The 19,768-nt window shown below is 70.5% G+C and carries 18 protein-coding genes; 8 read left to right on the forward strand and 10 right to left on the reverse strand.

Annotated features, from left to right (window positions below; all coding sequences use genetic code 11):
* Positions 1-83: 83 nt before the first annotated feature.
* A complete protein-coding gene (gene arsH / locus C4T42_RS12885) occupies positions 84-809 on the forward strand; it encodes an arsenical resistance protein ArsH (RefSeq protein WP_026604722.1) in 726 nt (241 codons plus the stop codon).
* Positions 810-858: 49 nt separating this feature from the next.
* On the opposite strand, the gene C4T42_RS12890 is transcribed toward arsH, so the two are convergent.
* Positions 859-1,179: a hypothetical protein gene (locus tag C4T42_RS12890; RefSeq protein WP_020091721.1), complete on the reverse strand. Its 321-nt coding sequence runs from the start codon at positions 1,177-1,179 to the stop codon at positions 859-861.
* 175 nt (positions 1,180-1,354) lie between these two features.
* Positions 1,355-1,531: a hypothetical protein gene (locus C4T42_RS31940; protein WP_020091720.1), complete on the reverse strand. Its 177-nt coding sequence runs from the start codon at positions 1,529-1,531 to the stop codon at positions 1,355-1,357.
* Between the two features lie 382 nt (positions 1,532-1,913).
* Here C4T42_RS31940 and C4T42_RS12895 point away from each other — a divergent pair, with 382 nt between their 5' ends.
* Positions 1,914-3,896 (forward strand): acyl CoA:acetate/3-ketoacid CoA transferase, encoded by a 1,983-nt coding sequence (locus C4T42_RS12895; RefSeq protein ID WP_020091719.1) that lies wholly within the window; start codon positions 1,914-1,916, stop codon positions 3,894-3,896.
* Positions 3,897-3,977: 81 nt separating this feature from the next.
* Here C4T42_RS12895 and C4T42_RS12900 read toward each other — a convergent pair whose 3' ends face one another.
* Complete coding sequence (locus tag C4T42_RS12900) at positions 3,978-5,390, reverse strand: methyltransferase domain-containing protein (protein WP_026604721.1); 1,413 nt, start codon at positions 5,388-5,390, stop codon at positions 3,978-3,980.
* Between the two features lie 110 nt (positions 5,391-5,500).
* On the opposite strand from C4T42_RS12900, the gene C4T42_RS12905 reads away from it, so the two are divergent.
* From C4T42_RS12905 to C4T42_RS12915, 3 genes are all read left to right on the forward strand, one after another.
* Positions 5,501-6,313: a glycosyltransferase family 2 protein gene (locus tag C4T42_RS12905; RefSeq protein ID WP_042673236.1), complete on the forward strand. Its 813-nt coding sequence runs from the start codon at positions 5,501-5,503 to the stop codon at positions 6,311-6,313.
* A gap of 90 nt (positions 6,314-6,403) precedes the next feature.
* Complete coding sequence (gene mdcB / locus C4T42_RS12910; protein ID WP_020091716.1) at positions 6,404-7,318, forward strand: triphosphoribosyl-dephospho-CoA synthase MdcB; 915 nt, start codon at positions 6,404-6,406, stop codon at positions 7,316-7,318.
* Between the two features lie 95 nt (positions 7,319-7,413).
* Entirely contained in the window at positions 7,414-8,148 is a 735-nt protein-coding gene (locus C4T42_RS12915; RefSeq protein WP_020091715.1) for a DUF3750 domain-containing protein, read from the forward strand.
* A 52-nt stretch (positions 8,149-8,200) separates the two neighbouring features.
* On the opposite strand, the gene mqo is transcribed toward C4T42_RS12915, so the two are convergent.
* From mqo to C4T42_RS12935, 4 genes are all read right to left on the reverse strand, one after another.
* Positions 8,201-9,931: a malate dehydrogenase (quinone) gene (gene mqo / locus C4T42_RS12920; RefSeq protein ID WP_020091714.1), complete on the reverse strand. Its 1,731-nt coding sequence runs from the start codon at positions 9,929-9,931 to the stop codon at positions 8,201-8,203.
* Between the two features lie 568 nt (positions 9,932-10,499).
* Positions 10,500-11,048: a lipocalin-like domain-containing protein gene (locus C4T42_RS12925; protein ID WP_234081041.1), complete on the reverse strand. Its 549-nt coding sequence runs from the start codon at positions 11,046-11,048 to the stop codon at positions 10,500-10,502.
* Between the two features lie 146 nt (positions 11,049-11,194).
* Positions 11,195-12,319: a DUF2778 domain-containing protein gene (locus C4T42_RS12930; protein WP_020091712.1), complete on the reverse strand. Its 1,125-nt coding sequence runs from the start codon at positions 12,317-12,319 to the stop codon at positions 11,195-11,197.
* 229 nt (positions 12,320-12,548) lie between these two features.
* Positions 12,549-13,343, reverse strand: a complete 795-nt coding sequence (locus C4T42_RS12935; RefSeq protein WP_020091711.1) for a lytic transglycosylase domain-containing protein — start codon at positions 13,341-13,343, stop codon at positions 12,549-12,551.
* 676 nt (positions 13,344-14,019) lie between these two features.
* Here C4T42_RS12935 and C4T42_RS12940 point away from each other — a divergent pair.
* Together C4T42_RS12940 and C4T42_RS12945 are read left to right on the forward strand one after the other, a co-directional pair.
* A complete protein-coding gene (locus tag C4T42_RS12940) occupies positions 14,020-14,706 on the forward strand; it encodes a methyltransferase domain-containing protein (RefSeq protein ID WP_103985196.1) in 687 nt (228 codons plus the stop codon).
* A gap of 50 nt (positions 14,707-14,756) precedes the next feature.
* Positions 14,757-15,368: a membrane protein gene (locus C4T42_RS12945; RefSeq protein WP_020091709.1), complete on the forward strand. Its 612-nt coding sequence runs from the start codon at positions 14,757-14,759 to the stop codon at positions 15,366-15,368.
* A gap of 40 nt (positions 15,369-15,408) precedes the next feature.
* On the opposite strand, the gene C4T42_RS12950 is transcribed toward C4T42_RS12945, so the two are convergent.
* Positions 15,409-17,100, reverse strand: a complete 1,692-nt coding sequence (locus C4T42_RS12950; RefSeq protein WP_020091708.1) for an aminotransferase class III-fold pyridoxal phosphate-dependent enzyme — start codon at positions 17,098-17,100, stop codon at positions 15,409-15,411.
* 32 nt (positions 17,101-17,132) lie between these two features.
* Here C4T42_RS12950 and asd point away from each other — a divergent pair, with 32 nt between their 5' ends.
* On the forward strand, positions 17,133-18,044 hold the full coding sequence (asd, locus tag C4T42_RS12955; protein ID WP_020091707.1) for an archaetidylserine decarboxylase: 912 nt from the start codon (positions 17,133-17,135) through the stop codon (positions 18,042-18,044).
* A gap of 10 nt (positions 18,045-18,054) precedes the next feature.
* Here asd and C4T42_RS32415 read toward each other — a convergent pair whose 3' ends face one another.
* Together C4T42_RS32415 and C4T42_RS12960 are read right to left on the reverse strand one after the other, a co-directional pair.
* Positions 18,055-18,591 (reverse strand): methyl-accepting chemotaxis protein, encoded by a 537-nt coding sequence (locus C4T42_RS32415; protein WP_020091706.1) that lies wholly within the window; start codon positions 18,589-18,591, stop codon positions 18,055-18,057.
* The gene (locus tag C4T42_RS12960; protein WP_244603201.1) at positions 18,591-19,721 is read right to left on the reverse strand and encodes a Tar ligand binding domain-containing protein; all 1,131 of its coding nucleotides are present in this window, start codon (positions 19,719-19,721) and stop codon (positions 18,591-18,593) included. The genes C4T42_RS32415 and C4T42_RS12960 overlap by 1 nt, the downstream gene beginning before the upstream one ends.
* Positions 19,722-19,768: the final 47 nt, after the last annotated feature.

A 19,768-nucleotide genomic window follows, 5' to 3' on the forward strand; every position in this document is an offset into this window, starting at 1 on the left:
AATCTTCAAACGGTTGTTTGAACGTATGAGAAAGCGTCCCGGTGAGCAAGAGCCCGGCCCCTGCCCCTTCGGTCCGTGACGGCCTGCCGAATCTCAGCGCGGCGCATTTCGCAACGCCGACCGACGGGGCCGGTCGGGGGATCCCGCTCGCGCACGCGCCGCGCTTCCTGATCCTGTACGGGTCGCTCCGCGAACGCTCCTTCAGCCGGTTCCTGGCCTATGAGGCCGCGCGGCTCCTGGAGGCGATGGGCGGCGAGGTCCGCATCTACCACGCCGACGGCCTGCCGCTGCCCGACGACGCGACCGCCGACCATCCGAAGGTGCGGGAGATCCGCGCCCTCTCGGCCTGGTCCGAGGGGCAGGTCTGGGTCTCGCCCGAGCGGCACGGCGCGCTCACCGGCGTGATGAAGAGCCAGATCGACTGGCTGCCCCTGTCCGAGGGGAGTCTGCGCCCGACGCAGGGCCGGACCCTCGCGGTGATGCAGGTCTCGGGCGGCTCTCAGAGCTTCAACGCCGTGAACGCCCTGCGCGTCCTCGGCCGCTGGATGCGGATGATCACGATCCCCAACCAGTCCTCGGTGCCGATGGCCTACCGGGAGTTCGACGAGGCGGGCCGTATGAGGCCCGGGCCGCTCTACGACCGGGTCGTCGACGTGTGCGAGGAACTCATGAAGTTCACGCTGCTGACCCGCGGATGCGCCGATTACCTCGTGGACCGCTACAGCGAGCGCAAGGAGCGCGATCCCGACCGGCTCGCCGGTGTCGCGGCCGATATCGGCTTCGCGAAGCCCTCACCGCCGGGCGCCTGAGCCCCGCCGGCCCGAGCGCGCCGCCACGCGGTCCGGCCCGGGCCGGTGCTCACTGGAATCGCCGCATCTCCGGCGCCAGCGAGCGTCCCGCTTCGAGGAGGGCGCGGACCTTGCGGGTCGCGTGCTGGAGGATGTCCGGCCGCGCATCCTCGTAGGACGTCTCCTCGACGAAGCTCCGCAGGGCCTCCGTGATCCGGTCCTCGATCTCGTCCATCAGGGCGAGCCCCTCCGGACCTTCCCGCCGCAGATGCGCGTCTGCGAGCGTCAGGTAGGCGGCGCTCGCCAGCAGGAAGGCGATCCCGTTCGCCTCCTGAGCCGCCGCGGAACTCGCGTCGCCGCCGTCCATGCCGTCTGCGACGTCGTCGTCCATCGGCTCACATACTCCCCGTTCGTTGCTCACGCTGTGCCGCTCCCGCCGCGTCGCGCCAAGTAGAGAAAAAGGGTCGGTCCCCGTCCCCATTCGGGCGACGTCGGGGGCCGATCCGGACCGCCGGCCCCGCGTCGCCGCCGGGCGCCGGACCGGTCCGCTCGCCTCTCCCCGGGCCTCAATGGCCCGGATCGGCGCGGTCCTCGGTCGCGCGCCGCTCGCGCATCCGGAGCAGTGCCCGGCGCCAGGCATCCACCACCGCCGCGCGTGCGCGGGCATCATTCTCGCGGTCGGACTCCGCCGTCCGGGCCTTGCCGTCGGCCTGCCTGCTCCGGGCTCTCGGATCTCGGTTCATGATCGCCTCCTGTCGTGTCCAGACCGAGAGACACCGGATCCCGGGACGCCGCGGTGAGGCGGCGCACGCGGACCATGGAAATCGCGTGCGGCGGAGCACAGGCGGCCGACGGCCCCGCGACGCGCGCAATTTTTCTGATCGTGGACCGAAGAGTTTTTCAGGAGCGCCCACACTCATTTTCGGAGTACTGTCACGGCGCCGGCATGTGCCCTCGTGCGATGCCGCAAATATTGATGCGGTGCAATAACGATCGTATTCAAAACTCAGCCGATCTCCGGGGCCGAGACGTCCCGGCACCACGGGGGCGGCGCATGGCACAGTCGGAGGCGACGGGCATCACGGCCGGCCGCACCTCTACGTGCCGGGGAGGATCACGGGCTCCATGAGGAAGAACAAGGTCATCTCGGCGGAAGAGGCGATCGCGCTGATCCGCGAGAACGACGTCGTGACCACCACGGGGTTCGTCCAGAGCTGCATCCCGGAGGCCCTGCACGCCGCCCTCGAGAAGCGGTTCGTCGAGACCGGATCACCCCGCGGCCTCACCCTGATCATGACGGCCGGCGCCGGCGACAGCAAAGGGCTCGGCACCGGCCGCCTGCACCATGACGGCCTTCTCACGCGGGTCATCGCGGCCAATTTCGGCCGCATGCCCAAGGTCGCCAAGGCCGCGCAGGACAACCTGATCCGCGGCTACAACCTGCCCCAGGGCGTGATCTCCCAGCTCTACCGGGCCTGCGCGGCGGGCCAGCCGGGTCTGTTCTCGAAGGTCGGCCTGAAGACCTATGTCGACCCGCGCCACGGGGGCGCCAAGGTAAACGAACTGACTACCGAGGACATCGTCAAGCTCGTCGAGGTCGATGGCGAGGAGTGGCTGTTCTACACGGCGACCAAGATCGACGTGGCCTTCATCCGGGCCACCTCGGCCGATCCGTCGGGCAACCTCTCCTACGAGAAGGAGGCGCTGACCCTGGACTGCCTCGCCCAGGCAATGGCGGCCCGCAACAACGGCGGCATCGTCATCGCCCAGGTCGAGCGCATCGTTGACGACGGCTACCTTCTGCCGAAGGACGTGCGCGTGCCCGGCATCCTCGTTGACTGCGTGGTGGTCGCCGAACCCGAGATGCACCGGATGAACTACGGCGTGATGCACGACGCGGCGCTCGCCGGCGAGATCCGGGTCCCGGTCACCGGCATCAAGCGGATGGCGCTCAACGAGCGCAAGATCATCGCGCGCCGCGCCGCCTTCGAGCTGCCGCCGAACGGCGTGGTCAATCTCGGCGTCGGCGCGCCCGAGGGCATCTCGTCGGTCGCCAACGAGGAGAAGATCACCCCCTACATCACCCTCACCACCGAGGCGGGCGCGGTCGGCGGGGTGCTGGCGTCCGGTTCGAGCTTCGGCGCGGCCACGAACGCCGACTGCATCATCGACCAGAACCAGATGTTCGACTTCTACGACGGCGGCGGCCTCGACATGACCTGCCTGGGCATGGCCGAGTGCGACGCGGCCGGCAACGTCAACACCTCGCGGTTCGGCGGCAAGCTGAACGGCTGCGGCGGCTTCATCAACATCTCGCAGAACGCCCGCACCGTCGTGTTCGCCGGGACGTTCACGGCCGGCGGTCTCGAGATCGCGGTGTCCGACGGTCAGGTGCGCATCGTGAACGAGGGCAAGGCCCGCAAGTTCGTCACCCAGGTCCAGCAGAACACCTTCTCGGGCCCCTACGCGGTGGAGCGGTCGCAGCCGGTCCTCTACGTGACCGAGCGCTGCGTCTTCCAGCTGACTCCGGAGGGCTTGGAACTGATCGAGGTCGCGCCGGGGATCGACATCGAGCGCGACATCCTCGCCCACATGGATTTCGCGCCCGTCGTGCGCAATCCGGTGCCGATGGATCCGCGCATCTTCCGCGAGGAGCCGATGGAGCTGATCTCGGATCTGCTCAACCTCGATCTGAAGTCCCGCGTCAGCTACGACGGCGAGCGCAACATCCTCTTCGTCAACCTGGAAGGCTGGTACTGCCGGGTAAAGGGCGACATGGACGAGCTGCGCATGACCATCGTCGAGGCCTGCCGGAAGGCGGGCCAGCGGGTCAACGCCGTGATCAATCACGACGGCTTCCGGCTCAACGAGAACTTGGTCGACGACTACGCCGGCATGGTCCAGTACCTGCAGGCGAACTACTACGCGACCACGACCCGCTACGCGACCAGCGCCTTCCTGCGCCTCAAGATGGAGGAGGCCCTGAACAAGCGCGGGGTCGCGCCGCACGTCTTCGAGCGCAAGGAGGAGGCGCAGGCCTTCGTCAGCAGCACCGAGGACAAGAAGGCCCGCAAGCGCATCTCCCCGGCGGTCGCGTCGGCGGCGTGACGGCCGGCCGGGTCCGCTCCGGGCGCGCCGGGCGCGCCGGGCGCCGCTCGCGCCACGGCGCGGTCGGTGCCGCGGCCAGCCTCAGGCGACCGGCAGGCCGAGGACCCGCCGCGATTCCTCGGACAGCACCGCGTGGCGCGCCGATTCGGGGCCGTCATTCGGCGTCCGCGCGGCCGCCTGCGTGACGAGGTCCCGGAACCGCTTCTTGTCGAGGGCGCGGCCGCGCAGGCTTCCGAGCACGGCGTCCAGCACCATGCGGACCGCCCGGGCGCGCTGGCGCTCGCGCTCCAGTTCGGCGGCGAGCAGCGGATCCCCGAACTGGGCCGCGCCGAGCGGCGCCACCAAGACGGCGCCGTCGATGACGGCGGGATCCCGGTCGTCGGTCTCGACCGCAGAATCCGTGATGCCGTCGAGGATCTTGGTCGCTTCGGTCAGCAGGATCTTGTGCTGGACCGCCGCCGAGAGGTTCCCCGGAACCTTCTGGCTCGCCGCGGCGATCAGGCGCTTGAACTCGGCCCGATCCAGCCCGAAACGGCCGATGCTGGCCCGGAGCGCCGCCAGCACGGTGCGGAGCGCCTCGGTCCGGTAGGTCGCCTTGAGGAGCTGATCCCGCAGCGCCCCCGCCGAGGCCATCTCGACGAAGGACGTCTCGGGCAGTTGCTGCACCTGCTCCGCCAGCTCGACGATGGCGCGCTGCATCAGCGCGGTGCGCTGCTCGCGGATCTCGTCCGGCGCCAGCTGCTCGCGTCCCTTGCGGAGCCACACGAAGAATTCCGTCGCGTCCCGGTCGAGGAAATCCTCGACGCGCAGATCGATGTAGCCGAGCTGCGCCAGCTCCAGGATCATCAGATTGAAGCTCGCCGGCACGAACACCCAGGCATGGGCGTCGGCGTAGTAGGGCAGTTGCGCGGCGCCGAGCCACTGCGGCTCGTCGGTGAGCGGATTCGCGGGAATGGCCGGCCGCGTGTCCTGGCCCGACCAAGCGCCGACCGTGCCGTTGTCCTTCAGCGCCATGTTCAGGGCGTAGTCGATGTGGGTCCGGACCGTGTGCCGGTTCCGCTTCTCCAGGAACGCCGCGACCGCGTCCGCCGTCCCGGTGAGGGAACGGTAGAAATCGAAGCATTTGCGCTTGTCGGGCACGGCCAGGATCACCACGCCGTCCGGCCGAAGCAGCGTCTCGGCGGCGCGCAGGAAGGTCACGATGTCGGTCGTGTGCTCGATGACGTGGCTGGCGATGAACGCGTCGAAGGTGCCGTGCTGGTCGACCGGGACCGCGTCCGCGATCGAGCCGCCTGTCCAGACGAAATCCACCTCCTCGATGCGGTCGACCGTCTGGTCGTGATACTTCTCGATGAGCTCCGAGCGCGGCGCGTGATCGATGACGAACGTGTTCCAGCCGTCGCGCTTCGGCGCGAGCGGGCTGAAGCTCGGGCCAATCTCCACGATGCGGGCGTCCTTGGTCAACGACCTCAGGAGTTGCTGCGCACGATCCATTGCCACTAAGCTCCGATCAAACGCTTCGCGAATGCGCTGTAGACGCGCGGTGAAGGCCGCGTTGGCGGGAAGGAATACCGTTGCACAAGAGGCCGCTCGCCGCCGTCACGATGGCCTACAACGAGAAGACCATGCTTCCGCTCTGGCTGAAGCACTACGAGCGACAAGTCGGGGCTGAAAACTGTTATATCCTCGACCACGGTTCCGACGACGGCTCGACGACCGGACTGCGCGCGAACGTCGTCCGGTTGCCGCGGTTGCCCCTGAACGAGTGGGAGCGCGCCCACACGGTCAGGGATTTCTGCGCATCGCTGTTCATCGGCTTCAAATATGTTCTCTATGCGGATAGCGACGAGCTGATCCTCCCCGATCCGGACGTATCGTCTACTCTCTCCGATTACATCGCCGCGCGGCCGCTGCCCCCCATCCTCGATTTGTTCGGGGCCGACGTCATGCACGTCGGGGACGAGGCCCCTATCGACGTCGCGGCACCGATCTCCGGCCAGCGGGGCTACATCCGGCCGATATCCACCCTGTGCAAGGCGACCATCGTGTCGGAGCGGGTCGACTGGCACGTCGGCTTCCACTGCCTGATCCAGGACCACCGCCCCGATTTCCGCGACCTGTTCCTGTTCCACCTGGCGTATCTGGACCACGACATCCTCTTCAGGCGTCAGCAGAAGCGGAATGCGGCCGCGCCGATCGGCATCCCGAACTCCCACCACGCCATCGACCCGACGGAGTTCCTGGCCTTCGTGAAGGCCGATATCGGTCGCGTCCCGCGCCGCCCCGTTCAGATGCGTCCGGGTGAGGCCCATTTCGAGACCACGAAGCGGTTGTTCGCCGACGCGATCGAGCGCAAGAGCGCGATCCAGGCGCCCGACCTCTGGACGCTGCCCGAGCGCTTCGTCGGATCCTTCTAGGGCAGGACAGTCGAACCGGCTCGGAGAACGCCGCGTCTGTGCCGGCACGGCCATCCGGTATATCTCGGGCCGCCCGACGCCGCTTCGGCCATGCCGGCGAACCCTTGGGGAGCTTCGACCCTGCGCGACGATCAGAGCCTCATCGCGCCGGGCGCGGACCGGAGCAACGCCGCCGCGCCCTGGGCCGAACGCGTCGCGGATCTCGCGCACGCGGCGCTCATCGGCGAACTGGAGACCTGGCCCAAGCCCGGCCTCGTGAGCCCGGTCGATTCCGGCAGCCACGACGACATGGATGCGGAGACGCTCCGCCGCAGCGCGGCGGCGCTCCGGCCGTTCTTCGCGGAACTGGTCGCGGCGGGCGCCCGCGATGCCGTAATGGCGGAACTCCGGGCAATCGGTCTGGCCGCCGAGACCGCGATGATGCGGGCGACCGGCGGCGTCAACGCGCATCGGGGCGCCATCTTCTCGCTGGGGCTGATCTGTGCCGCGGCGGGAGCGCGGGGCGTGGGGCCCGGTGCGGAGCGCGCGAGCGCCGAAGGGCTGGCGGAGGCGGTCAGTCACCTCTGGGGGACAGCGATCACCCGGGCGCCGGTCTCGGCCGTCAGCCACGGCGGCCGCGCGGCGCGGCGCTTCGGCGTCGGTGGCGCCAGCGCCGAGGCCGCGGCGGGCTTTCCGACCATCCGCGCCGTCGCCCTGCCCGCTCTCCGCTTCGGCCGATCGTGCGCCCCCCACGATGCCGAGGCGGCCCGCGTGCACTGCTTCTTCGCCCTCCTGGCGGTCGTCGACGACACGAACCTCCTGCACCGCGGCGGTGCCGACGGCCTCGTCGGCGCGCGCGCGGCCGCCGCGACCTTTGTCGACGCCGGAGGCATCGCGGCCCCCGACTGGCGGGCGCGCGCGGCGGCGATCCACCGCGCCTTCGTGGCCGCGCGCCTGAGCCCCGGCGGCTGCGCCGATCTCCTCGCCGCGACGCTGCTGCTGGACGCCCTCGCCTCCCCACCCTGACGCGCGCGCAGCCCCGGGGCGCGTCGGTCGCAGTTTCGCGGATGCGGGCTCTACCTACATGCGGATTCTATCCCGCCCTCCCCCCCGGACCGCCCGTGACCCTGTTCAGGATCGCCCTCCTCGCGCTCGCCGCGCTCTTCCTCGTGCCGGTGGCGATCTCCGCCCTGCTCTACGCGACGCGGGCGAGCGGCGACTGGCGTCTGGCGGATCGATCCAGCGCCGGCCTGCTGCCGCGCGCGGACGCGCATCCCGGCGCCGTGCTGCGCATCTTCTCGGCGCGGACCGTGAGCTGGCGCGGCATCGTGGCCACGCACAGCTGGATCGTCGTCAAGGAGCGCGGCGCCCGCGCCTACAGCCGGTTCGACTACACGGCCTGGGGCCAGCCGATCTGGATCGACCGGTTCGTGCCGGACGGACGCTGGTTCGGGAACCCGCCGACGGTGGTGTTCGCGGCCGACGGCGCCGAGGCGGAGGCGATGCTCCCGCGGATCCGGCAGGCCGTGGCCGAATACCGGTTCAGCCGGCCCGGCGACTACGTCGTGTGGCCCGGCCCGAACTCGAACACCTTCGTGGCCGCCGTCATGGCGGCGGTGCCGGAGATCCGCGAGAGCCTGCCCACCACCGCGATCGGCAAGGACTTCCCCTATGACGGGCGCTGGATCGGCCTGACGCCGTCGCGGACCGGGATCCGCATCAACCTCGGCGGCTATGCCGGGGTAACCCTCGGCTGGGTCGAGGGCCTGGAGCTGAACCTGCTCGGCGGCGTCGCCGGGATCGACCTGCGCCGGCCCGGTCTCAAGCTGCCGGCCCTGGGTCGGGTCGGGCTCTGAGCACCGACGCGCTCCCGGGGCGCGCGACCGTCGGCGCCCCGGGACGCGCCGCTCACGGCGCGAGGTCGTGGACCGGCTCCTTCACCGGCGTGGCGCTGCTGTTCAGCACGGTGCTGCCGGTCGAGACCGGCTTCAGCACGGCCCGGTCGATCTGCGGCGGGGTCGGGAGCTGGAGCTGCGCGCTCGTGTCGGCCCACTCGCGCGCGACGCGGTCGGGATCGTCGTTGAGCTTCGTGCCGTAGCTCGGCACGATCTCCCGGATCTTCGCCTGCCATTCCGGCGTGGCGACCTTCTGGGCGAAGACCTTCTCCAGCACCTGCAGCATGATCGGCGCCGCCGTGGAGGCGCCGGGCGAGGCCCCGAGGAGCGCCGCGATGCTGCCGTCCCTGGCGTTGACGATCTCGGTGCCGAGCTTCAGCACGCCGCCCTTGTTCGGGTCGCGCTTGATGATCTGCACCCGCTGCCCCGCCTGCCAGAGGCGCCACTCCTCCTTCTTGGCCTTCGGGAAGTACTCGCGCAGCGCCGCGATCCGGTCGTCGTCCGACAGCATCAGCTGCCCCGCCAGGTACTCGACCAGCGGGAACTCGTCGACGCCGACCTTCATCATCGGCCAGATGTTGCTGGTGGTCGTGGAGCTGAGGAGGTCGAAGTACGAGCCCTCCTTCAGGAACTTGGTCGAGAAGGTCGCGAACGGCCCGAACAGGATCACGCGCTTGCCGTTGATCACGCGGGTGTCGAGATGCGGCACCGACATCGGCGGGGAGCCTACGGACGCCTTGCCGTACGCCTTGGCGAGATGGAGCGTGGCGACGTCGGGATTGTCGTTGATCAGGAACGAGCCGCCCACCGGGAAACCGGCATACTCGTCGCCCTCGGGGATGCCGGATTTCTGCAGGAGGTGCAGGGCACCGCCGCCCGCGCCGATGAACACGAACTTGGCGTCGGTCGTCCGGCGCGTCCCGTCCTTCAGGTTCTTGGCGGTCACCCGCCACGAGCCGTCGCCGTTCTTGGTGATGCTCTCGACCTCGGTGGAGAGCCGGAGGTTGAAGCTCGGCTGCTTCTTCAGGTGGGCGACGTACTGGCGGGTCACCTCGCCCCACTCGCAGTCGGTCCCGAGCGGCGACCAAGTCGCGGCGACCTTCTGCTTCGGGTCGCGGCCCTCCATCATCAGCGGCACCCACTTGCGGAGCTGCTCGGGATCCTCCGAGTACTCCATGCCGGCGAAGAGCGGGCTCGCCTTCAGGGCCTCCCAGCGCTTCTTCAGGTAGGCGATGTTGTCGTCGCCCCAGACGAAGCTCATGTGGGGCGTGTAGTTGATGAAGGCGCGCGGGTCCGTCATCACGCCGGTCCTGACCTGATGGGCTAGGAACTGCCGGGTCACCTGGAACGCCTCGTTGATCTCCACCGCCTTGGCGATCTCGATCTGCCCGTTCTTCTTCTCGGGCGTGTAGTTCAGCTCCGCCAGGGCCGAGTGTCCTGTGCCGGCGTTGTTCCAGCCGTTCGAGCTCTCGAGGGCGACCTGATCCAGCCGTTCGACCATCTGGATCGACCAGTTCGGCTCCAGCGCGTTCAGCCAGACGCCCAGCGTCGCGCTCATGATCCCGCCGCCGATCAGCAGCACGTCGACCTTGCTGTCCGCGCCCTCGGCCAGGGCCAGCGCGCCCGGCAGGGCCGCCAGCGCTAGGCCGGTGGCGGCCGTGCCGAGGAGCCGCCGCCGGCTCAGGGGCAGCACGTCCGCGGCCCGGCGGTCGCGCCGGTGTTGGGTCTCGTCGTCGCCACGCATGGGCAGATCCCGCTTTTGCGTACCGCACGGCCCGATCGGCCGCCGCGCGTACGGAAGACACTCGATGCGACGGGCGCGAATCCCGCCCGTCCGGCCTTCCGGATCGTTTCCCCGTTCCCGTCGCGGCACGCTCGCGGTCTCGCTCAACCCGGCACGACGGTCCTGCCCTGGCCCGCATCGCGTCCGTCGTCCCCGAGCCGCACGGATCGTGGGACGACGGGGCGCGCTCGCGCGACGCAGAGGCCTTCCCTCCGCCTAGGCGCGCGATCTCGCCGGAGAACGGATCACCGGTTCAAGACCTCGCTCGCGCGGTGGCGCGATTGCCGGGTGGGCGGGAAGATGCTGGCTGGCTTGGCTCAGCAGATTGATGGTGGCCTCATAGAGGACGGGGCCTGAAAGGACAATTACTGCCAGGGTTGCAATCGCCGCCATCCTGTCAGTCCGTCGCGACGACCGGCGCGCATGGCGGCGACCCGCCGATAGACTGGCCGCGATCGGTCGCCCGATCCGTCGCCCGGTCCGTCGCCCGGTCCGTCGCTCGACGCGACGGCGTGGCGAAGGCGCGCCGCTACGGGATGTGCTTGAACCGGATGATACTGCGCGACAGGCGGCCGTCATCCCAGTTGGGCATCACGCGCCAGGGAGTCGTGACGTCGGCGTAGTCGCCGTCGATATGGATGGTGCGGCGCTGCTCGGTGCCGACCCATTCGGGCGCCCACGCGGTCTGCACGCTGGTGACCCACTGGTCACCCTCGATCCGGTAGCGGCCGATATAGGCGACGAGGGTCTTCATCAGCGCGGCCCGCTCGGCGTCGGTGGTCGCCGGCGTGCGGGCGCTGCCCTCGAGGTTGAAGGCGACCCAGCCGTCCTTGGTGAAGATGACGCGACCGCGCGGCGTGCCGCCCATGGCGTCGACGAGCGTGCCGGTCTCCTTGTCCTCGACCTTGTAGGAGACGAGTTCCCAGGTGCCGACGATCCGGTCCGCCAAGCGCGCCCCGACCACCGCCGCGCCGACGCGGTCCGGCGCGGAGGCGCTCCAGGCCAAGTCGGCCGCCAGGACACCGGAGAGCGCCAGGAGGATTCGGACGGCCGCGGCGGCCGATCGTTGTGCGGGCATGGTCTGGACCGGGGACTCGCGTGTCGCGGCGCCGGAACGCGCCGCCACCGCGTTCTGCGGGCCGGCACGGCGCGTTCCAAGCGCCGCGCGAGCAGTGCTGGTAGACCGTCTGCGCGCTTGCGGCCGTTGCCGCGGGCGAGCCGTCGTCAGCCGCCGTTGCGGGCCATGCGGGTCGTGACCGTGCCGGCGGCGAGGCTCGGCAGCGGGTCCTGCGTGCCGCTGACGACCACCAGCCGCTGAACCTCGCCGCGCAGGAAGGCCTGGAGGAACCGGTCGTAGTCGCGGAACGATACGCAGCCGTTCGAGTCGCCGCGCGGGCCCAGCATATAGGTGTGTGCCAGCAGGCCGACACGGCCGTAGACCGCCTCGTTGCCGCCGACCGGCGTGAGGCGGATCGCCCGCACGCCGTGGAAGGGCCGTTCGCGCTCGGTGAGATCGTAGGTGCCGGGCGGAGTCGGGCCGCGCATCCGGACGTTGACGAGGCGCGGCTCGTCCAGCCCCTCGCCCAGGCCGGAATGCGCCTCCAGGCGCTCGCCGTTCGGAAGGGTCACGGTCCGGGCTGCGATGTTGTAGACCGCGATGCCGGCCGAGGGGCCCGGATCCCGGGCCGGGGCCAGCGGCGGCGAGACGCGCTGCTGCGGCGGCGCGACGTCAGCCGGCTTGCTCTCGAGCGCCGTGTAGGCCAGCGCCGGTCCGCGCTCGATGCCGAACAGCTTCTCGATGAACGAGCGCTCTTCGGGTTGGGGGATAGGCTGAGCCGCCTGCGGCATCTCGCGGCGCGCCATGCGCCGGTCGGACCGCCGGGCGAGTGCGGTGCCCGCGGGCCCGCGGAACTCGGGCGGACGGGGGATCGGCAGCGGGACCACCATCGCGCTGAGCGGTGTCTCGGTGACCTGCGTTCCGGGCTGCGCGTCGGCGCCGGCATCGGCGCTTTCGGGGACGGGTTCGGGCGTCAGCGAGGGTGGGGCGATCTGATTCCAGGCCCATCGTGACTGCGAATTGCCGAGGGCGTCGCGACCGGGCTCGGGCGATTCGGCGGCCTCCGGCTCGGCGGCGGCGGTCTCGGCCCTGTCCTCCGCGGACGGTGCGGGCACCGGCGCTTCCGTCCGGGCGTTCTCGATGCCGGTTATCGGGACCGGGGCGCGATGCAGGACGCTGCCCCCGAGGGCGGCGAGCGTCACCGCGCCGGTGAGCACCGTCAGGGGCGCGAGCCAAGTGCTGCGCGCGTTCCGGGTCTTGAGGCCGTCCAGCGGCACGGATTCGACAGCCATCGCGGTTGCCCATGCTCCTCGTCGCGAGGCGGGGCTTGCCGGCTGCCGCCTTCCGCACAGGATACGGATCCGCGGCGGGCGGACCGGCCCCGCTCAGCGTGAGACAGCGGGGTCGGGCCGGCTTTTCTGGGGCGATGCGATGGTCGATCTTGGCTCGATCGGGACCATTTTCGGGCGCGCCGCCGCAGTTCTCGCAATACGTCTCGGTCTATTCGAGGCCGAGATACTGCTAATTGTTGTCGATCTGGCGCCCGAGAATGGCGATCGCTTTCTCGTAGACCGGCGCCGCGTTCCAGCCCTGGATCGCCGCGAAGTTCGGCTCGCCGGGCTGGTAGCCGGCGCCGGCCCGCCAGCCATGCGCCTTGAGGAAATTGGCCGTGGACGACAGGGCGGCGCCGACGTTGTTGAGGTCGCCGGTGCCGTAGGCCAGCACGTTCTTCGGCAGGAACTGGGTGTGCCCGACCTCACCGTGCGCCGCGCCGCGGGTATTCGGTGTCAGGAGCCCGCGATCGACCAGGGTCAGCGCAGCGTAGAGCTGGTCCGTGAAGTATTCGGAACGCCGGCAATCGTAGGCGAGCGTCGCCACCGCGGAGAGCGTGTTGACGTTGCCGCGCACCGCGCCGAAGCCGGTCTCCATGCCCCAGATCGCCAGGAGCGGGCCCGGCGGAACGCCGTAGCGCTGCTCGATCGAGTCGAAGAGGGCCGCGTTCTGCTGCTTCAGCGCGCGGCCCCGCTTGACGATGGTCGGGCCGCCGCGCTTGGCGAGAAACTGCTCCAGCGACAGCTTGAAGCTGTGCTGCCCCCGGTCCGCCGAGATGGTGGCGGTCGAGTAGGTTGTGTTCTGCAGCGCCGCGAGGCTGGCCGCGCTGGCCCGGCCGCGCGCCTCCTCGGCGAATTGCCGCTTCCACGCATCGAAGCCGGCCGCGGTGTTGCCGCACTGCGCGGCCTGCGCCTGCCCGGCGCTGAGAGCGATCCCGGCGAAGGCCGCGACCGCGATGGTCTGACGCCGCAAATTCTCGATCACGCGAAACACTCCTTCGGCGCGTCGTCGCGCCCTGTCCTGCTGGGGATACCGGGTCACATCTCGTCGATATCAGGGCGAGAAAATGTCGAAGGCGCGACCTGCAGGCTTCCCGCCCTCAAATCATCGCGCATCTCGGGATCTGCGACGAGACCGCAACGGCAGGGTCTTCGGAGCATCGTGAACACCGCGTGTGCGAGAAGCCGACGCGCGGCCGATGCGCGGCCGAGGCGTTCGTCACCGGGCAAGATCAGGTAGCTCGAAGGGTCGCATATCACCCCTCGTGCATAGATGTGACGCGTGGCACATCAGTATTTTGCCAGCAAATGGAATGGCCGTTGGCGTGTTTGACGGACATGTCACAAGCTTGTCAAACGAACGACATAGCTTTGCCGGCGGAAAGACTTCTGCGGAGAGGCGGGGTGGGGTCGTTGATGATCCGGGCGGCGTGGCACGATCGAGATCCCGCCTCCCTCGCCCACTGTGACCGCCCCCTGCCTTGTCGCGACGCCGCTCGGCGCTCTCGAGGCGGACAAGCGCGAGCCCTTGGCTGGATCTTGGTCTGACCGACGGACGCGCGGTGACGCGAACTGAGCTGGTGAACGCCTGCCTCAGACCTGCAGCCCACGGTCGAGGCGAGCCGTCGGGCCGACCTAGCCGACAACGAGACAGGACGCCCATGGCCCTCGGAATGCACGACACCGGTTCCTCGCGCGCGGGCACGCTCGGGCCCGATCTCGACCGCGACGGCGTCGCCAAGGCCTACCGCCGCTGGGCCCCGGTCTACGATCTGGTCTTCGGGCCCGTCTTCGCGCAGGGCCGTACCCTGGCGGCGGCCGCCGCCGAACGGATCGGCGGCCGCATCCTGGAAGTCGGCGTCGGCACCGGCCTGTCGCTGCCGGCCTACAGGCGCGCCCGCAGCATCGTCGGCATCGATATCTCGGCCCCCATGCTCGAGAAGGCGCGTCAGCGCGTGGCGCGGCTGCGTCTGCGCAACGTGGAGCGCCTCGCCGTCATGGACGCCGAGCAGCTCGACTTCCCGGACGCCGCCTTCGACGTGGTGGTGGCGCAGTACGTCGTCACGGCTGTCCCCAATCCCGAGGCGGCGCTGGACGAGTTCGCCCGGGTGCTGCGCCCCGGCGGCGAGATCGTGATCACCACGCGGATCGGCGCCGAGGCCGGCCTGCGGCGCGCGGTGGAGCGCACCCTCGCTCCGGTGACGAGCCGCCTCGGATGGCGGACCGAGTTCGCCTGGGAGCGCTACGCGGCCTGGGCCGCCGGCGCGCCGGTGGAGATCGTCGAGCGCCGGGCGCTCCCGCCGCTCGGCCACTTCTCCCTGCTGCGCCTGCGCAAGCGCGCCGCCTGAACGCGCAACAGCTTCGACCAACCCACCACCATCGATCGGGGACCCACATCATGGCGAGTTTTCGGGAGGCACTGCGCGTTCAGCGCTGGGACGACCACCGCTACTATCACCACAACCGCGTCAATCAGAGCTTGCACGTGGTGAGCGCGATCAGCTTCCTGGTCGCCTACGCCCTGGCGTTCAGGGATCCGGCCACGGCGGCCCTGATCGGCTGGCTGGTGGCGATGACCTCGCGGCAGGCCGGCCACCTGTTCTTCGAGCCCAAGGGCTACGACCACGTCAACGACGCGACCCACGAGCACAAGGAGGAGATCAAGGTCGGCTACAACCTGCAGCGGAAGGTCGTGCTCCTGGCGATCTGGGCCCTGTCGCCCCTGCCGCTCTACTTCGACCCGAGCCTGTTCGGCCTGATCGCGCCGCACCAGAGCACCGCGGACCTGATCCGCAACGTCGGCTGGATCTGGCTGTGGCTGGCGCTCGCCGGCCTGCTGTTCCGGATGGTGCAGCTCTTCGTCCAGCGCGACGTCCAGACCGGCCTCGTCTGGGTGACCAAGATCCTCACCGACCCGTTCCACGACATCAAGCTCTACCACAAGGCGCCGCTGGCCCTGCTGCACGGCGAGCTGGTCGAGGAGCGGGAGCCGCACGAGCGCGGCGCCTGAGCGGGGGGCGCGCGCCGGGCCCGTTCCCCGGCGCGCCGGATCAACCCTGATCCGGTGCCCGCAGGCCCAGGCGGGCCCCGAGGCCGCCCAGACGGATGGCCGCGACCTCCCGCAGGATCGACCGGCGGATCGCCCTGTCGCTCGGCGCGCCGCCGTCCCACCAGCCGTCCGCCCGCATGGCCCGCGCCGCCGCCTCGAAGCGCGTCGCCACGGCCTCGAAGGCCGCGTCGTCGTACGCGAGGCTGAAGATCATCCGGCCGGTCCCGACCCACGACAGGGCCAGCCCCTCGGCGCGCAGGTAGAATTGCAGCATCCAGTTGTAGCGCGACGGCTCGGTGTACAGGACCGTCCACACCGTCGACATGTTGGCGACCCGCACCGGCAGGCCGGCCTCCGCCAGCCGGGCGTTCAGGTGACGTGCGCGCGCGTCCCAGGTCGCGTCGAGGTCGGCGTAGAGTGCGGCCACCGCCGGGCTGTCCAGCCGGTCGAGGAACGCGCCCATCGCTCCCATCACGTAGGGATGGGCGTTGAAGGTGCCCCGCGCGAAGCAGATGTCGACGGGCCGGTCCTCCCTGTACCGGCGCATCAGGTCGGCGCGCCCGCAGAGGACGCCGACCGGCAGGCCGCCCCCCAGGGTCTTGCCGTAGGTGACCATGTCGGCGCGCAGGCCGAAATACGCCTGCGCGCCGCCGCGGGCGAGCCGGAAGCCGAGGAAGACCTCGTCGAGGATCAGCACGATGCCGCGGGCACTGCACACCGCCCGGAGGTCGTGGAGCCACTTGGTGTAGGCGGCGCGGTCGAAGGACGCCCTGCGGCCGCTGTCGACCAGCGCGGAATCGGCCGGCGCGCCGGCATTCGGGTGCATCGCCTGGAGCGGGTTGACCAGGACGCAGGCGACGTCGCGGCGGCCGGCGAGCACCCGCAGCGTCCGTTCGGACATGTCGGCCAGGGTGAGCGTGTCGCGGGTCGGGACCGGGTTGCCGATGCCCGGCTGCACCTCGCCCCACCAGCCGTGATAGGCGCCGCACAGGCGGACGATCCGGCGGCGGCCGGTGTGGTAGCGGGCGAGCCGCACGGCCTGCATCACCGCCTCGGTCCCGGACATGTGGAACGAGACCTCGTCGAGGCCCGAGATCGCCTTCAGCCGCGCGACGTTGCCGGTGACGACCGGGTGGAGCGGCCCGAGCACGGGACCGAGGGCCGAGACCCGCGCCGCGCCCTCCTCCAGGCAGGCCCGATAGAAATCGACGCCGAACAGGTTCACGCCGTAGGAGCCGGCGAGGTCGTAGAAGACGTTGCCGTCGAGGTCCGTGACGGTGACGCCGGCGGCGGCGGCCGCGAAGGCGCCGGTGCCGAGATGGGCGCGCACGTGCCGGGCGTACTGGAACGGCACCCGGTAGAGCCCGGTGAACTGGAGATCCGAGAGCCCGTCGCGGACCGCCTCGGTCTCGGCGCGTGTCCGGGCGAAGCGCGCCCGGAACAGGTCGGAGAGCCGCGCGAAGCCGGCCTCGCGCCGGCGCGCCACCGCCTCGTCCGGATCGTCCGACCGGAAGAAGGCGCGCTCCGAGTAGGCGTAGTTCGGGATCAGCCCGGCGACGCGCCGGGCCATGCGGGCGTGGCCGGTGAGCGAGCGATGCTTCGCCCGGGAGAGCTGCAGGCGCTCGGCCGCCCGCGGCAGGGCGAGCACCGCGGCGACGGTGGTGGCGGACAGGGTGACGAGGAGCGCGGACATCGCCCCGCGCCCTACCGGAGGCGGTTCACGGCATGATGACGGTTTCCGGATCCCGGCTGCGGACGGTTCTGGCGCGTGTCGGGGCGCAGGAGGATCTCAACTTCCTGCTGACGAACCGCCTGCCGCGCCGTCTCGCCACCCGCTTCATGGGCTGGTTCAGCCGGATCGAGCAGCCGCTGATCCGCGACCTCTCGATATCGACCTGGCGGCTGTTCTGCGACGTCGACCTCCGCGACGCGCGGGAGACGCACTTCCCCAGCCTCCACGCCGCCTTCGTGCGGGCCCTGCGCCCCGGTGCCCGGCCGATCGCGGCCGATCCGGCCGTGCTCACGAGCCCCAGCGACGCGATCCTCGGGGCCCATGGGCGCATCGAGGCCGGACGCCTGTTCCAGATCAAGGGCCTGTCCTACCCGCTCGCCGACCTGCTCGGCGGGGATGTCGCGCTGGCGCGCGCCCACGAGGGCGGCAGCTACGCCACCCTGCGCCTGACGGCCGGGATGTATCACCGATTCCACGCGCCGCACGACCTGCGGGTCGAGTCGGTGCGCCATATCTGGGGCGACACCTGGAACGTGAATCCGATCGCCCTGAAACGCGTCGAGGCGCTGTTCTGCCGGAACGAGCGCGCCGTCCTGCGCCTGCGCCTCGCGGAGGGCGGCCACGCGGTGACGCTGGTGCCGGTGGCGGCCATCCTCGTTGCCGGGCTGCGGCTCGGCTTCCTGCCCGAGGGTCTCGCCCTGCGCGAGACGGGCGGACGGACCCTGCCCACCGCGGCGCGCCTCGCGAAGGGCGCCGAGATGGGCTGGTTCGAGCACGGCTCCACCATCGTGGTGCTGACGCCTCCGGGCTTCACGCTCTGCCCCGGGCTCGCCGTCGGATCGATCCTGCGGGTCGGCGAGCCCCTGATGCGGCTGCCACCGCTCCCCGGATCGCCCGGCCGCTGAGCGTGTCGCCTCAGGCGGCCCGCACCGCTGCCAGGTACTCCGCGACCGCCGCGTTCAGGGTCTCCGACTGTCGCGACAGGGCGGTGGCCGCGTCCAGGGCCGCGGCCGCGGTCCGGCCGGTCTCGCCCGCGGCCTGCGTGATGCGCCCGATCGTGACCGTGACCGCCTGGGTGCCGTCGGCGGCCTGGCTGACGTTCCGCACGATCTCCTGCGTCACCGCCTCCTGCTCCTCCATCGCGGCCGCGACGCCCGTGGCGATGGTCCGAAGGTCCAGGACAGCGGCGGTGATCGCCTGGATGACGTCGACCGCGCGGTGGGTCTCCTTCTGAATGGTCGCGACCTGTTCGGAGATCGTCTCGGTCGCCCGGACGGTCTGCGCCGCCAGCGCCTTGACCTCGGTGGCGACGACGGCGAAGCCGCGTCCCGCCTCCCCGGCGCGGGCCGCCTCGATGGTGGCATTCAGCGCGAGCAGGTTCGTCTGCGCGGCGATCCCGGCGATCAGGCTGACCACGGTCCCGATCCGCTCGGCGCCGTCGGCGAGGCTCATCACGAGGGTGTTCGTCTCGACGCCTCAGTGGCCGCGCGCCGGGCCATGTCCGAGGAGCGCGTGATCTGGCCGTTGATGGACCCGATCGACGTGGCCAGTTCCTCGCCGGCCGCCGCGACGGTCTGAACGTTGACCGCTGTCTGCTCGGCCGCCGAGGACACCTGGAGCAGCTGCGTCGCGGTCTCGCCGGCGCTCCGGTCCATCGTCGCGGCGGCGGCTTCCATGGACGAGGCGCTGGCGGACAGCGCCTCGGTCAGGCGATCCATCCGGGCACGGAACGCCGCGGTGGCGCTGTCCAACGTCTCGGCGCGGCGCGCCTTCGCGGCCGCCTCGTTGGCGGCGGCGGCATCCGTCGCGCGCTTCGCGACGAGCGCGTCCTTGAAGACCTGGACAGCCTTGAGCATCGCGCCGATCTCGTCGCCGCGGTCCGCACCGTCGATCCGCACGTCGAGGTCGCCCGCGGCGAGACGGGTCATCGTTGCCGTGGTCCGCGCGATCGGGCGGGTGACTTGGACGAGGATCACGCGGATGCCGTACCCGACCGCGAGCGCGGCCCCGGCGAGTGTCGCGAAGAGCAGGATTCGCAGGCGCCGCGCCATCGCGTCCGCGCGTTCGAACTCGGCGCGGGCCTCGCGGACCTGCAGGTCGGACAACTCGCCGATGGCCGCCGTCGTCGGACCCATCGCGCGGAGCAGATCGATCCGGGTCGCGGTCACAGCGTCGAGGTCCCCCTTCGTCAAGGCGCGGACGAGGTCGGTGACGATCGCCACGTCCCGATCGAATCGCGTCGTCAGGCTCGCGACGAGCTGTGCCTCCTCGGGCGTGAGGTACGTGGTCAGGTAGGCGGACCAGGCTTCCTTCGCCCGTGCCAGCTGGCGATCGAGGATCGTCACGGCTTCGGACGCCTGAATCGCGTGGAACTCGAAATCCCGCGTCGCGGTCAGCATGGCATCGAAGGCATCGCGCATCGCGCCGAACTGGCTGAGCGGCATGACCCTGTCAGCGTAGATCGATTCGAGGCCCCGGAAATCTCTGTAGAGCGCGTAATTGCTGAGCGCTGCTGATCCTACGAGGAGTGTACCCAGCACCCCGAGAAGCGCGAAAAGCCTACCTTTGATCGTGTGAATCATCGATGGCGACCGTATCGTAGTCGGAGTCTCGAGCGACGATGGCGGTC

Origin of the sequence: Methylobacterium sp. 190mf (genome assembly GCF_900107945.1) — a bacterium.
Taxonomy (GTDB): domain Bacteria; phylum Pseudomonadota; class Alphaproteobacteria; order Rhizobiales; family Beijerinckiaceae; genus Methylobacterium.